This is a genomic window from Paenibacillus rhizophilus, from assembly GCF_003854965.1.
Classification (GTDB): domain Bacteria; phylum Bacillota; class Bacilli; order Paenibacillales; family Paenibacillaceae; genus Paenibacillus_AQ; species Paenibacillus_AQ rhizophilus.
Genome location: NZ_RQPI01000002.1, coordinates 351000 through 365736 on the forward strand (window position 1 = coordinate 351000; position 14737 = coordinate 365736).

Sequence of the window (14737 nt, forward strand, 5' to 3'; positions counted from 1 at the left end):
ATTTTGCATCGAAAGAACAATAATTTAGTTAAATTCTTAATGAATCTTAACATCCCTCATCCGCCCATGTCAATCCTTATGTCAGGTAAGTTTACTCAACTTCCGTGATTGCTCTCACCATGACATCCATCATTTTATTGAATTCTTCTCTCGCCTTCTGCGCATCCTTCTCCTCGATCGCTTCAACGACGGATTTGTGAAAAGGATAGCTGTCATAGAAAAAGTCCTTGTTGCCAAACGGCGCCCGCCAAAACTCGACAAACGTATTCCAGATCGATCCGATGATTTCCTGCAAAATCACGTTGCCCGAAGCCCGGTAAATCGCCTGGTGGAACTTCATATCCGCGATAGAGCTTTCCGCTCCGGTCGTCTTGCCGATCAGCTCGTAATAATACCACATTTCGTCCACATGCTCCTGAGTAGCCCGTACCGCTGCCAGCTCCACCGCAATACCCTCGAGGCCTCTGCGGACATCGCACAGCTGAAGAAGCGCGGATTTCTCATCCTCTACCGTAAATTTGGTCGATAATTGATACAAGGACGGCTCTTTGACGAAAATCCCTTTGCCGTTAAGGACTTCAATGATATCCAAAGCCTCCAAATAGCGGATCGCCTCGCGGATGGAAGAACGGCCGACGCCAAGATTCTCCATAATTTGCTCTACGGAAGGCAGCTTATCTCCTTTCTTCAAATTGTTTTGCTGAATATAATCTTTAATTTCTTTCGAAACCATTTCGTGTGTCTGAACTTTTTTAATCTTCTTCATATGGCCTTCCCCTTCAAACCAATATTTGCACTTATTCTACCTGAAAATGATAGCATGATGAATAATAAGTTACAAACATAGGTTTAATGGAAAGAACCTGTAAGCAATTTCTCTCTGCGCCGTTTTGCAAAAAAACCGAGCTTTGCGCACAGCAAGACTCGGTTCTTCTTGTACAATAGCGGTAATCGGCCCAGCCCTCGTCTTACTTAGGCGAGCTTCACCCATTCTCCTTGGGCATCCGCCGATTTGATCTCCGCTTCCACGAGCTCAAGGGATTCCGCCGCGCTTTCGGGAGTACACACGGCAACGGGCCTGTCATGGATGACCGCATCCAGGAAATAGTCAAGTTCCCGGTAATAACCGGCTTCCGGGGAAATCTCCGGGGTAAAGCCCGGTCCGTTATTCGGATTCACCTTGACCTGGCTTCCGTCAAACACCACACTGCCCCCTTCGAAATTGACCCGATAACCCATATAAAAACCGAAATCGCCCTCCAGCGTCCAGTCCACCTGGGCGTTGATGACTTTCCCGTCTTTATAATAATAATGGGTGGAGGCGATATCGTATCCGCTTCCCGGGAGCACATTGCGCCCAAGAGTCGATACTTTCTCCGGCTTGCCGAACAAATAGTTGATCATATCCGTATCGTGAATATGCATGTCCATAATACAGCCGCCGCTGAGCTTCTCATCGAGGAACCAGTCCTTCGGAGCCCCTGAGCCGCGATAGAAATAGCCTTCCGTCGCCTGGCCAAACCTGCCGCTGTCCACAACTTCCTTCAAATATTCATAGCCCGGCCAGAACCGGAGGCACTGCCCGATCATGAGCTTCTTACCTCTGCGCGCAGCCGTCTCCACCATCTTCCGAGCCTCTGACGAAGTTCTGGCCATCGGTTTCTCGCAGAATACATGGTGGCCGCGTTCCAGCAGCGAGCAGGCCATTTCGGCATGCAGATACGTAGGAGCCGCAATATCGATGACATCCAATTGCTCGCGCGCCAGCATTTCCTCAAGATCGGTGTAGAGATTGTACGCGGACAAATCGTAAACTTCACGGGCCGTGCTCATATTTCCGCCCGATTTTCCGTCTTTCAGCTCTTCGATCCGCGGATCGCAAATCGCGGTGAGCGTAACAGGGCAGCCTTCCTCCATTAACCGGACATAATTGTCAAAGTGCATCCGGCCCATAAATCCGAAACCGACCAATCCTATTTTCAACATGCCAGAAACCGCCTCCTTTAATTGATGACGTTAAAACAGTGTAACCCATGCCCCTTCATGCCTGGCGGATTCCATTTCAGCCTCAATGATTTCAATGGACTGAGCCGTGCTTTCGGGCGCGCAAACGCTGACGGGCTTATCCTGAAGAACCGCATCCAAAAAATAAACCAGCTCCCGGTAATAGCCCGTATGCGGAGAGAGATATGCCCTAAAGCCGGGCTGACTGTTCGGATTCACTCTGACCGTACTGCCGTCAAATACTATATTGCCCCGTTCGAAATTGACCCTGTAGCCCATATAAAAGCCAAAATCCCCTTCCAGCGTCCAATCCGCCTGCGCGTTGATTACCTTTCCATCCTTGTAGTGATAATGAGAGGAAACGATATCGTACCCGCTCCCCGGCAGGACATTCCTCCCGAGCGCCGAAACCTTGTCCGGCTTCCCGAACAGATGTTGAATCATATCGGTGTCGTGGACATGCATATCCATCATGCAGCCGCCGCTCAGCTCATCATTCACCAGCCAGCCCTTCGGCGCGCCGGAGCCCCGGTAGAAATAGCCCGCTGTAACTTGGCCGAATTCTCCGCTCTCTATCTTTTCCTTCAAATATTCGTAAGCCGGCCAGAACCGGAGACAATGGCCCACCATCAGCTTCTTCCCGGTCCGCACCGCCGTTTCCGCCATCTTCAGCGCCTCCGCAGAATGCCGGGCCATCGGCTTCTCACAGAATACATGATAGCCCCGTTCCATCAGCGAACAAGCCATTTCGGCATGCAGATACGTAGGGACCGCCAGACTGACGGCATCCAGTTCCTCGTTTGCCAGCATGTCTTCCAAATCTCGATATAGATGATAGGCGGACAAATCATATACTTCACGGGCCGTGGTCATATTTCCGTTTGCCTTTTGGCCCTTCAATTCTTCAATCCGCGGGTCGCAGACCGCCGTCAGAGTGATCGGATAGCCGTCTTCATTCAGCTTGACGTAATGATCAAAGTTCATCCGGCCCATGAAACCGAATCCTACCAGTCCTACTTTAAGCATTTCTCACACTCCCGCTTAGATTTAATAATTCGAACGCCCCAAAATAGCATCCATGGACGCGGAAGTATTGAAGATAATTTGCTCCGTATAATGCTTGTAAGAAGGAATCATCTCGCCTGTGACATAATCGTCGTATCCGATCTCCCGAAGGGCGTTCACGACAGCGGGATAATCCACATCCCCGGCGAGCAGGTCCACAAACCCGTGCAGGCCTCCCGCTTCCCGGCGGTAATCTTTGAAATGCACCTTCTTGATCCGATCGCCCAGAATCCGCACCCACTGCTCCGGATAGCCGGAATGAACGATATTCCCCACATCCAGGTACGAGCCTACGAAGCGGGAGCCGACGGCGTCAATAAAACCGCGCATTTCAAGCGGGGACAGCAGGAATTTATTCCACACATTCTCGATGCCGATGGAAACGCCCAATTGCTCGGCTTCCGGCGCCAGCTTGCCGATCGCCTCCAGCGCTCTGTCGTAAGCTTTGTCATAGTCGACAACCTCGCAGCCCGGGATGAAATCCACGCCGACCGCACCCGGAATGACCAGGATCGTATCGGCTCCAAGAATGGCCGCGAGTTCCAGCTGCTTCTTGCACACATCCATCGCCTTGGTCCGGTTGGATTCCGATTCACTGGTCATCGCGTAGGACCAATACAGTCCCGTTGCCAATCCCGCAATTTCCAGACCCGCCTCGCCGATCGACTCCCGAAGTGCGCGCGCTTCCTTCTCGCTCGTTTGCAGCCCCATTTCACCGGATTCGTTCAGAGACAGCTCAATTCCGTCAAATCCCGCCGCTTTAGCCAAACGAACACATTCCGCGATAGGCGTTCCTTCACGGAACGACCAAATGTTAATCCCTTTTTTCACTATGATCACCCTCAGCTTTTTTTGTTATTTTCCGTTTTATAGAAACCAGACTTTTTTCAGCTTTTTCCCTTATCTGATTTATAGTATATTAGATTTAAAATTTAATTTATTTAGGGGAAAAAGATACTTTTTGCATTATTCCGGTCTAAATATTTTGTTTTCCCCATTTGCTTTGGGAGGTCTAACAATGCATGGAAGAGAGCATTTCCTGAAAAGAGAAACGCCATACCGTGAGTGGTCGCCCGGCATCCATTATGCTCAGTTTCAAAACCTCCAGCCTTGCAGCTTTCCCGAAAGAAGGCTATATGATTTCGAACTGCTGTATGTCCGCCAAGGGGAACTGACGACAAGGATGAATGGAACGCTTCATTCCCTGACGCCCGGCCGGCTTATTTTCCTTGCTCCCGGCGTCTATCATCAGAATTCGATCTTAACGTCACCCGCAAAGCTGCTCGGCATCCATTTTGATTTTTTCGGCGAATCCCGGATCTTGAGGGAAGAAGATATGGTGGTCAATGAAGAGGAAGTCATTCCCGGAAAATACGCCGTGGAAGCGGTAGCCGCGCCCTTTTTACCGTTATCCGAAGATCCGATCTATACGCCGCCTCCCGAGTGCGTCCATGCCATGGAACAGCTCGTGCAGGAGTTTACGATGCGCCCGCCCGGTTATGAACTGGTCTGCCGGGGATTGATGCTTGGCATTCTGACTTCCCTGCTGCGCACGCAAAGCTCGCGCCGTCTGGCTAAAGCATCCGTGCATGGCGAACGTATTCGGGCGCTGATGGAAGATATCGAAGCCGCGCCCGCCACAGGCTGGACCAACCGGTCGATGGCCGCATTGATGAACCTGCACGAGGACCATTTTTCCAAATTGTTCCGTCAGATTGCCGGCATGCCTCCGGGCGAGTATCTCCGTTCCATCCGGCAACGGGAAGCGCGCAAGCTTCTCAGGGAAACAGACTGGTCCATAGAGACGGTCGGGGAGCGAGTCGGTTATCCGGATATCCATTATTTCAGCAGAACCTTTTCGGCTCAGGAGGGCATTTCCCCCCGAGCGTACCGCAAGCTTTCCCGGATTTTGTGAGGCTGGCTGTATGAGGCTATATGAGGCCCGTTTTCGCACTTCACTCTGTTATCCGCCAAAAGGAGGCGCCTGCCATGAACGAAACACGATTGTATACAATTTCCAGGAATTCAGGTTCAACAGATTGGAAGGATATTTCCCCGCTTGCCGTGGATCGGTATCTTTGGCTTGACAACGGGTATACCCCCAAGGTCGAGGTCCGGCTGTATTACACAACCGAGCGGCTGCACGTCCAGTTCAAGGTTTTTGAAAAAGACCCGCTCATTCGGTATAAGGAGCAGAATGATCCGGTCTACACGGACAGCTGCGCCGAATTTTTCATGCAGCCTCTTCTGGGTTCCGACCCCCGTTATCTTAACTTCGAGTTTAATGCTGCCGGGACTATTCTCTTGCAGATAGGTGAAGGACGGGAGAATCGGATTACCCTTTTGGATTCTCCGGAGATTTTTCAAATCGAAACAGCGGTTAACCAAGTTGATGAACACATCGGGGATACGAATTGGGAGCTGGCGTTCTCCATTCCTTTTGAGTGGCTGCAAACCCGGTTTCCCGGTTTCAGAGCAGAGTCCGGCCGGGCCTTCCGAGGCAACTTCTATAAATGTGGAGACGAAACGCCAATTCCTCATTACGGGTGCTGGAACCGGGTCGGTTCGGCTTCGCCGGATTACCATCAAAGCCGGTTTTTCGGGGAATTGGTGTTTCAATAACGAAGCGGGATGCGGGTGCTCGGCCGGACTTTCACCGTTTAAGAGAAGCAGTGCTTTTCTAAGCAAGCCGCAACGTAAAAAAGCAGCCTCCGAAGAGACTGCTCTGAAAGAAAGATTATTAGAAACATTATTGCAACAGAATGGCTTGCAAGTAGATTGGCGAGTCTTCCGCTCCTTGCAGATCAGGTCGTGACCATTCCCAAGCAGCACTGCTTGTATTTCTTGCCGCTGCCGCAGGCGCAAGGATCGTTGCGGCCCGGGAGCTTTCCTTTTAAGTGAACCTGCACGTTCTGGCGGAACAGGTTACTTCTGACGCTGTCTCCAAGCTGCTTCATCCGCTCGTCCGCATACGCATAAATCTCCTTATAGCTGGCGCAAAAATAATCTCTGCCCTTGGCTTCAAGCTCCGCTCCCCATTCCCGGTTGCGCGGGCAACCGCCATGACAGAGACTTTTCCATTCACAGCTTCGGCAGCCCTCGGGGAGCGCAGGCTTCATCCCTAGAAAACGGGCGTACAGCGGATGCGCCAGAAGCTCTTCGATCGAATGGGTCGCCACATTGCCGATTTTCCATTCCGGAGAAATAAAAAAGTCGCACGGATAGGCGTCCCCGTTCTGCTCCAGAATGATCGTGGTCGGGCACTCGGCCCGATGAATGCACAGCTCTGCCTCCCGGTTCGTATAACCGGCCAGCATGTTGTCAAAAAAACGCACGGAAATCCGCGGATTTCCTCCGTTATACCAATAATCAAAGGCTTCGCGCAGAAATCGGCCGTATTCCGCAGGCGTAATATCGTAGACGCCCGGCTTGTCCGGCTCCTGCGACCGGAAATCCATGCAAGGAATGAACTGGACGTAGCTGAATCCTTCCTGTTCAAAGAAAGCCATGATCTCTGCGGCATGTCCTACATTGCCTTTGTGAATGACGGACAATATATTGAAATCCACTTGATGCCGCCGTAAATGCTCGATCCCCTTCATTACCCTGTGGAAACTGCCCTGCCCGCGCGAGTCCACCCGCCGCGCGTCATGAATAGCTTCAGGACCGTCCAGGCTGACGCCGACCAGAAAATTGTATTTTTTAAAAAATGCCGCCCAGCGGTCGTTAATCAGCGTACCGTTCGTCTGAATGGAATTGCCGATGCTTGTCCCCTTCGGCGCGTAGCGGGCCTGAAGCGACACGACCTCCTCGAAGAACTCCATACCCGCCAGCAGCGGCTCGCCTCCCTGCCAGGCAAAGGAAGCCGCTCCCCGTGAGCGGGCCATATATTCCTTAATGAATTTCTCCAGAATGGCGGAATTAATCCGGTTGATCTTCGGTCCCGGCTTGCCGCCGCATGTACTGTAATAGCAGTAATCGCAGGCCAGGTTGCAATCCTCCGAAACCGTCTTCCACATCACGCCTACCTGCCGATGTTCCAGTGTTAAGCCACCGCAGCCCATGTGATCTCACCCTCCTCGTCACCTAAATCTCTCTTGTACATAACTTTATCTCATCGCAGTGATATCAGCCAGCTAAAAAACGAAATGCCGGTTATTTAAAAAACATAATGAACCTCTCCCCAAATGAGATTTGGAATTGGATAAAGCCACCGAAGCGACGGTGTCAACCGAAGATGAAACACGCATCTTGTATTCTAATCACTATAAGAAACTAATTAGTCAAGGCGAGCTTCCGGAAGAACTGCAACCGGCTTTCGAAACTTATATGAACTGCTTGAACTCGCCCAAAGTTTCGTTTCCGGAGCAAATTGAGAGTTTGCGTTTCCGTTGCCGTTTGCTCTGTTCATGCAAAAAACCGCTCTTTGGTGACGGAGGCGCTGCGCCTCCATCGAAAAGAGCGGTTTTTATGCGTTATCTATCTCTTCAAGGCAAAGCCAGCTTTCCCAGCACCGTTGAGCGGTCCGCGCCTGTGGCCGAAGGAAGATGATTGCTGATGCCGTGCATGAAATCATTGCCCAGAAGCGCGAAAATGACCGCTTCCTTCGCATCGTCACTGACGCCCAGTTCGCCCGAGGTCCGAACGGCCTGCCCCGGCAGCTGCTGCTGGATCATATTAAGCAGCGTGCGGTTGTGCGCGCCGCCGCCGCTGACGATCACCTCGTCGATAGCGCAGCGTGGAAAGACAAAGCGCTTGCACCCTTCCGTAATCGTCCGGGCTGTGAAGGCGGTCGCCGTAGCGACGATATCGCTTTCGCTTAAGCCCCGCGCAGTGGTCCGGGAGACGAATTCGGCGGCGTACGCCTTGCCGAACAGCTCGCGGCCCGTCGATTTCGGCGGCTCCGCAGCGAAATACGGATGGTCCAGCATCTCTGCAACCAGCGCTTCGTCGGCATGGCCCTGCGCGGCCCAGGAGCCGCCTTCGTCATAGGTCAATTTGCCGTCCGACAGCAGATACACGGCCTGGTCAATCACCATATTGCCGGGACCCGTGTCGAAGGCGAATACGTCTTCGGGTCCGGCGAAGGCCGGCAGGGCGGTGCAGTTACCGATGCCGCCGATATTTTGCAGCAGCCGCCCTTTTGAAGGATGGCGGAACAGAATCAGGTCCCCGTACGGGGCGAGCGGCGCGCCCTGGCCGCCTACCGCCATGTCCGCCGGGCGGAAATCGCCGACGACAGGGCGGCCGGTCCGCTTGGCGAGCACGGATAAGTCGCCCAATTGCAGTGTGGAGCGGACCTTATAAGGATCAACGCTGTCTCCTTCGGGTATATGCCAGACCGTCTGGCCGTGCGAGCTGATCAGATCGATGTCTTCCATGTCCATCCCCGCACTGCGAACAGCCGCTATGGATGCCTCGGCGAATTTCTCGGCAAGGTAGACGTTCATGCCGCATACGAGGTCCACCGAGGAGCGCTCGGTTGTGCACAGCTCCTTCAGCCGCTCGCGCAGCGCTTCGTCATATGGGACGCTGTAGTAATGCAGCAGCTTCGCTTTGGCCTCCAGCCCGGCGCCTTCGATGGACACAATGGCCGCGTCGATGCCGTCAAGCGAAGTGCCGGACATCAGTCCGAGGACGGTCGACCTCCGCTTGTTCCACAGAGGCCCGATCATAGCCCAAGCCCCCAGCCGGCCGGATGCAGCTCTCCAAGCGATACGGGCAGGCGTCCCCGGAACGGAATGAGGCCCAGCAGCGCCTTCGCCATGCTGTCCAGCGCAAGCGGACGGGACTCATAGGCTGCCGCGTACACCTGCACTTCCGGAAATGCCAGCAAATCATAGGGATTGCGCAGCGCGGCCACCGCCAGCGGTTTCCCCAGCGCGAGCAGGGATTTCACCAGCGAGATTTGAGCGGCGTCGAACTGCGCGTTATACGTGCCGACAACGAGATGCCCATATCCCCCGGACACCGCTTCGCGGACAAGCGAATCGAGGCGCCCGGCGATTTCGGCCGGCGGAACGACAATCTCGCGGCAGTCCAGGCCGTGCCGCTTCAGCGCGGAGCCCAGTCCGGGGCCTGCCGCCATTGATTCATCGGCCAGGGTTGCCACCGCCGGAGCGACGGTGACTACCAGCGTCCGTTCCCTGCCCAGCGGAAGCATCGGAATGCCGTTTCGCACGAGCGTCACACTCGCTTCGCTGATTCGCCGGGCAATCTCCCGGTGCTCGGCATTGCCGAGGAGTGACAAATCCGGCGCGTCAGGGACACCTTTTGCTGCATTATCTGCAGCCGAACCGACCATGCCGGGAAGGACCGCGCCGGTCTCATTCTTAACCGGCGGCAAGGCGACGGAGCTGTCCGGTCCGTCCTGTGGCGCAAGTCCGCCCAGGAGACCCTCGGGCGGCTTCCCAACGCCCAGCACACCGCGCCGCAGCTTCATAGCAAGCAGACGGCGCACCGATTCGTCGATGCGCTCCGCGCTCAATCTCCCTTCGTTCACCGCCAGCTCGATGGCTCCAATGGCGCCGAGTTGGCGGTCGAGGCGATGGCTGACCAGAACAAGGTCCGCGCCGGCCTCGACCGCCATGACGGAAGCCTCAACCGTGCCGAAATGCTCGGCAATGGCGTTCATTTCCATGCAGTCGGTCGTAATGATACCTTCGAACCCAAGCTCCTCGCGCAGCAGCCCGGTAAGCGCCGCCCGCGAGAGAGTGACGGGCAGCTTCCCGCTCTCCAGCGCGGGAAAATAAATATGCGCAGACATAATAGCGTCCACGCCCGCCTGTACCGCTTCCCTGAATGGCTTCAGCTCCACTGCTTCCATGCGCTTCCGGTCATGCGGCACGGTGGGCAGGTCGAGATGGGAATCCACATCGGTGTCGCCGTGCCCGGGAAAATGCTTGGCTGTCGCCGCTACGCCGGCATCCTGAAAGCCGCGGAGCGTCTGCTCGCCGAACCGCGCGACTTTCTCCGGCGATTCGCCGAAGGATCGCACGCCGATTACCGGATTGCCCGGATTGTTGTTCACGTCCAGCACCGGGGCGTAATTCAAGTTAATCCCCATCGCGGCAAGCTCTTGGCCGCTGGCGTAAGCGGCCAAATAGGCGTCCTCCTCCGACCCGGCGGCGGCAATGGCCATTCCGCCCGGCATCAGCGCGACGCCTTCGGTAATCCTCGCGACCATTCCGCCTTCCTGGTCGATGGAAATCCAGAGCGACGGCGTGCCGCTCTTCGCAGCGGCGTCCTGCAATTCTTCGGTAAGCCGGGCGATCTGGGCCGGCGATTCCACATTTCGGGCGAAATAAATGACGCCGCCGATTTTATAATCGGCGATCAGACGCCGAAGATCTCCATCCATGGAGGTCCCGTAGAAGCCGCAGATTAACATCTGGCCGATTTTATCTCTGAGGCTCATTCCGGCGAGCATGTCTTCCACCATTCCGGAAATTCGGTCGTCCGAGGCCTCCGCTGTTATGAGCATTTCCTCATTCTGCCGCTCCATGCTGTCACTTCTCCTTTCGTAACTGAAACTTGCGGGGGTCGCCCTTTTACGAATATAAAAGATAGGGCCGACGCATCTCCTTCCATTCCTCGCTTTCTTTAAGCCAGGCATCCGTAATCCGGACAAGGCCGTCCCTTCGCCCGATGGCGCTCCGGACTTCGTCCCCGCCGGTCAATAAATCGATAAAATGCCGCGAGCCCGCCTTCGGCGGCGCCAGCCATTCAAAATGCTCCGGATATAGCGATTTCGCTTCATGCAGCAGAAGAAGTCCGGTCAGAGCGGATTGAAAGCGGTCCGGGTCCGTCACGAACAGGCGCACGCCGCCGCACAGATTTCCTTGATGCTTGGAAAAAGACGGTGTCATATATACCGGATGGGCATAAACGCCCGGCAGTTCATGGCGGTTCACCGCTTCGGCGAACGCTTCGCCGTCCAGCCAAGGCGCCCCAATCCACTCGAACGGCCGCGTCGTTCCCCGCCCTTCGGACAGATTCGTCCCTTCGAAAAAGCAGGTTCCCCCGTATACCCGGACGGTATCGATGAAGGGTATATTCGGCGACGGAAGCATCCACGGCAGGCCGGTGCCGCCATATTCCATGCGGCGTTCCCAGCGCTCCATAGGAATAACGCCAAGGTCGCAGCCAAGCCCTTTCATTTCATTTGCCATCAGCGCCAGTTCGCCAATTGTCATGCCCGTGCGAATCGGCAGGGTCCAGGCGCCCACCATCGACTCATATCCCTGCTTGAGCAGACCGCCTTCGCAGACGAGACCGCCGAGCGGGTTTGGCCGGTCCAGCACGAGCAGACTTTTGCCGTTCTCTGCGCAGGCTTCCATAACATACAGCAGGGTGGACAGGTACGTGTAGAACCGTATCCCAACATCCTGAACGTCGAACACCACCGTATCGACATTGTTCAGCATGTAGCGCTGCGGCCGGGTGTGCCTGCCGTACAGACTGTACACCGGAACGCCGAACCTTTCGTCCCATTCGTCCTCAAACCGTACGCCCGCCTGATGCTGGCCGCGTATGCCATGCTCACAGGCGAACAGCGCCGTCAACCGGGACGACGGCAGCTCCGCGCAGACGCTGGCGGTTGACCGGAACTCCGCCGTGATTCCCGTCGGATTCGTGACAAGGCCCAGGCGCCGTCCATCCAGCAGCGAATGGCCGAGACCGGCGGCAAGCCGGTCGGCGCCGGTGCGAACGCCATGGTATGCCTCATCCTTTCGGCCCCCGGTTCTCTCATGAGAAACGGGCTCCAACGGATGAGGAACACCCTCTTCGGAGCCCGGCTCCATAACTGCCCTTACGCCGGCAAAGTTCACGACCTTTTCCCCTCGTACCATGTTCATATACGTTCCCTTCCGGCATAAACGGCGCCTCCAGTCCCTTGTCCCTCCGCAGTTTCCTCTGCCTCTTCCGGGTTAAGAACATTGTGGACGGCCTTATGGGAATAGACCGCCAGCATGCCGTTGAAGAGAGCGAAAAAGCCTACGACGGTTACGGCCAGCATTACGCCGACGCACACCGCTTGAATGAACGCCCCGATCGTATATGCAGGATGCCGGAAGAACAGCTTCACGCTCTCGCCCATCGCCTTGAAGATACCCATCTCCCGCTGAATAACCAATTGCAGCGTATAGAACTGGGAAATGAGCGCCATCGCCACGAAATAAGTCTGAAAAATGGCAACCGCCCGGCCCGCCAGACTGCCGCGCCCGCCGTAATACCACCAGGTCGACCACAAAATCAGGCCCAGCAGGGCAAGCAGCAGGCCGAGCAGGAAAGAAGGCGCGAAGCCCTTCGCCGCGCCGCCCAGCATCGAGCGGACAGATAGCTTTTTCCCTTCCGTTTTGCGGTGATAGGCATAAAACGAGCCGAATATCAAAGGCATGTAGATGAGAGGAAGCAGCAGAAGCGTCAGCGTTGCCGGAAGAAACAGAATCGCCGGAACCAGTGCGGCCGATCCCGTCAGACCAAGCAGCATAAGCGGGATGATCTCTCTGTAGATTTCAGTTCCGGTGCCGATCAGCACCTCGTTCAGTTTCTTCATTGCGCGTGCACCCCTTTGCTTAAGACAGAATTGACACCTGCCGCTTATTTGCCGGTTATCCGTTCCTGTGTCGCCGGATCGAAATAATGGCATTTTCTCAGATCAAGAATAAATTCTTTGCTAAGTCCGTTATAGCCCTGGGTTTCGGGATGCACCTTCGCCGTCACAAGCCGGTTGCCCACATGAAAATAGACGAGGTTCTCCGAGCCCAGATGCTCGACGACCTGAATACGGGCCTGAAGCCGATGCTCCGTGGAAACCCCCGGCGCGAAATCATCCCCGTAAATATCCTCCGGACGGATGCCAAGCACAATCTCTTTGCCCGAATAAGCCGACAAGCGCGCCGCGACATCTTCCGGCAGTCCAAATGATCCGCCGTCCACGATTATGCGGTCCCGCTCGACGCGGGCATCGATAAAGTTCATGGCCGGAGAGCCGATAAAGCCGGCGACGAACATATTCTTCGGATTGGCATACAATTCCGCCGGCGAAGCGATCTGCTGAATGACTCCCTGGTTCATGACGACGATGCGCTCACCCAGCGTCATGGCTTCAACCTGGTCATGGGTGACGTACACAATTGTCGCTCCAAGACGCTTGTGCAGCTCGCTAAGCTCCACCCGCATTTGTACGCGCAGCTTCGCGTCCAGATTGGACAGCGGCTCGTCGAACAGAAACACCTGCGGATCGCGTACGATGGCGCGGCCCACGGCCACGCGCTGGCGCTGCCCGCCGGAAAGCTCCCGCGGCTTGCGGTCCAGCATATGATCCAGCCCGAGTATGTTTGAAGCTTCACGCACCTTTTGTTCAATATACTCTTTCGGCTTCTTGAGATTGCGCAGCCCGAAGGACAGATTTTCGCGGATCGTCATATGCGGATACAGCGCATAATCCTGAAACACCATCGCGATGTCGCGGTCCTTAGGATGCAGGTCGTTGACGATGCGGTCGCCGATGATGATATCGCCGCTTGTCTGCTTCTCAAGACCCGCGATCATCCGCAGCGAAGTCGTTTTACCGCAGCCCGAAGGACCGACGAAGACGACAAACTCCTTATCCTGAATTACAAAATCCGATCCCTCCACCGCGGTGAAGGGCTTCTTGTTCTGGTCGATAAACTGCTTGCGCACCTGGCGAAATTCGACGAGTGCCATGGTTCTTCCCCCTTTTATAGCCTCATTGAGCAAAGTTTGTGCCGCGATGCCAAGACGCCTCCCTGGCGTTCATCGGCTCTTTCAGGCACACTGTTGTCAGTCGCTTATGGCTTTCTTGGCTGCCTCAGCCTTTCACGGCGCCGATCGTAATGCCCTGCAGGAAATACCGCTGCAGCGAGAAGAACAGAATCAGCATCGGCAGCGCGCCGACCGTCGCCCCGGCCATTATAGCGCCGAAGTCGGTCGATTCCGCAAATACAAAGGACGCCAGCCCCACCTGAATCGTCCGCATCTCGGCCGAGTTGGTGATCAGGAACGGCCAGAAGAACTCGTTCCAGGAAGCGACAAAGGTAAAGATCGCCAGCACCGCAAGTCCCGGCTTCGCGAGAGGAAGAATAACCTTCCAGAAAATCCCGAATTCGGAGCAGGCGTCGATCCGCGCCGCGTGAATGAGCGAGGTCGGAAGCGACGACATGTACTGCTTCATCAGAAAGATGTTGCCTGCGGTAACTGCGGTCGGCAGTATGATCGCCGTATAGCTGTCGCCGAGATTGAAGACATTGACCACCAGGACATACAGCGGAATCAGCGTCACCTGCGCCGGTATCATCATCGTGCTGAGCAAAAGCCAGAAGACCGCCTTGCTGCCCGGAAATTTCAATTTCGAGAATGCGTATCCCGCCAATGAAGCGAAGAACACATTCGTTATGGTCAAGACGGTGGAGATAAGGAGCGAGTTCGCCAGCCAGCGCCAGGCGGCCGTTTTGGCAAAGAAGCGCTCGTAAGGCGCAATCGATAAGGCTCCGGGAATCATTTCCGGCCGAAAGCTGGCCGACGATGCCGAATCCTGCACCGAACCGACAATCATCCAATACAGAGGAATAATGGTGACAAACGCCCAGGCTGCCAAACAGGCGGCGGCCACGGCCAGAAACAATTTTGATTTCGATTTCAA

Annotated in this window: 13 protein-coding genes; 2 read left to right on the forward strand and 11 right to left on the reverse strand. The window is 55.3% G+C overall.

All coding sequences use genetic code 11. The features are described from left to right. Positions 1 to 91 precede the first annotated feature (91 nt). The 4 genes from EH198_RS06910 to EH198_RS06925 form a co-directional block, all read right to left on the reverse strand. On the reverse strand, positions 92 to 766 hold the full coding sequence (locus tag EH198_RS06910) for a FadR/GntR family transcriptional regulator (RefSeq protein WP_124694809.1): 675 nt from the start codon (positions 764 to 766) through the stop codon (positions 92 to 94). 206 nt (positions 767 to 972) lie between these two features. Next, positions 973 to 1986, reverse strand: a complete 1014-nt coding sequence (locus EH198_RS06915; RefSeq protein WP_124694810.1) for a Gfo/Idh/MocA family protein — start codon at positions 1984 to 1986, stop codon at positions 973 to 975. Positions 1987 to 2016: 30 nt separating this feature from the next. After that, entirely contained in the window at positions 2017 to 3030 is a 1014-nt protein-coding gene (locus tag EH198_RS06920; protein WP_124694811.1) for a Gfo/Idh/MocA family protein, read from the reverse strand. A 21-nt stretch (positions 3031 to 3051) separates the two neighbouring features. Beyond that, positions 3052 to 3900: a sugar phosphate isomerase/epimerase family protein gene (locus EH198_RS06925; RefSeq protein ID WP_124694812.1), complete on the reverse strand. Its 849-nt coding sequence runs from the start codon at positions 3898 to 3900 to the stop codon at positions 3052 to 3054. Positions 3901 to 4087: 187 nt separating this feature from the next. Here EH198_RS06925 and EH198_RS06930 point away from each other — a divergent pair, with 187 nt between their 5' ends. Continuing rightward, positions 4088 to 4984: a helix-turn-helix transcriptional regulator gene (locus tag EH198_RS06930; protein WP_124694813.1), complete on the forward strand. Its 897-nt coding sequence runs from the start codon at positions 4088 to 4090 to the stop codon at positions 4982 to 4984. A gap of 74 nt (positions 4985 to 5058) precedes the next feature. Further along, positions 5059 to 5691: a carbohydrate-binding family 9-like protein gene (locus tag EH198_RS06935; protein ID WP_185702782.1), complete on the forward strand. Its 633-nt coding sequence runs from the start codon at positions 5059 to 5061 to the stop codon at positions 5689 to 5691. A 182-nt stretch (positions 5692 to 5873) separates the two neighbouring features. Here EH198_RS06935 and EH198_RS06940 read toward each other — a convergent pair whose 3' ends face one another. The 7 genes from EH198_RS06940 to EH198_RS06970 form a co-directional block, all read right to left on the reverse strand. Then, positions 5874 to 7133, reverse strand: coding sequence for an anaerobic sulfatase maturase (locus EH198_RS06940; RefSeq protein ID WP_124694815.1), 1260 nt, complete (start codon positions 7131 to 7133; stop codon positions 5874 to 5876). Between the two features lie 423 nt (positions 7134 to 7556). After that, entirely contained in the window at positions 7557 to 8744 is a 1188-nt protein-coding gene (locus tag EH198_RS06945) for an anhydro-N-acetylmuramic acid kinase (RefSeq protein WP_124694816.1), read from the reverse strand. Continuing rightward, entirely contained in the window at positions 8741 to 10573 is a 1833-nt protein-coding gene (gene nagZ / locus EH198_RS06950; protein WP_342772026.1) for a beta-N-acetylhexosaminidase, read from the reverse strand. The genes EH198_RS06945 and nagZ overlap by 4 nt, the downstream gene beginning before the upstream one ends. A 46-nt stretch (positions 10574 to 10619) precedes the next feature. Continuing rightward, complete coding sequence (locus EH198_RS06955; protein ID WP_246014129.1) at positions 10620 to 11927, reverse strand: DUF1343 domain-containing protein; 1308 nt, start codon at positions 11925 to 11927, stop codon at positions 10620 to 10622. Then, on the reverse strand, positions 11924 to 12628 hold the full coding sequence (locus tag EH198_RS06960; RefSeq protein WP_124694817.1) for a hypothetical protein: 705 nt from the start codon (positions 12626 to 12628) through the stop codon (positions 11924 to 11926). Before EH198_RS06960 ends, EH198_RS06955 begins: the two co-directional genes overlap by 4 nt. Before the next feature lie 44 nt (positions 12629 to 12672). Continuing rightward, on the reverse strand, positions 12673 to 13782 hold the full coding sequence (locus EH198_RS06965) for an ABC transporter ATP-binding protein (protein ID WP_124694818.1): 1110 nt from the start codon (positions 13780 to 13782) through the stop codon (positions 12673 to 12675). A gap of 124 nt (positions 13783 to 13906) precedes the next feature. Next, positions 13907 to 14737 (reverse strand): carbohydrate ABC transporter permease, encoded by an 831-nt coding sequence (locus tag EH198_RS06970; RefSeq protein WP_124694819.1) that lies wholly within the window; start codon positions 14735 to 14737, stop codon positions 13907 to 13909.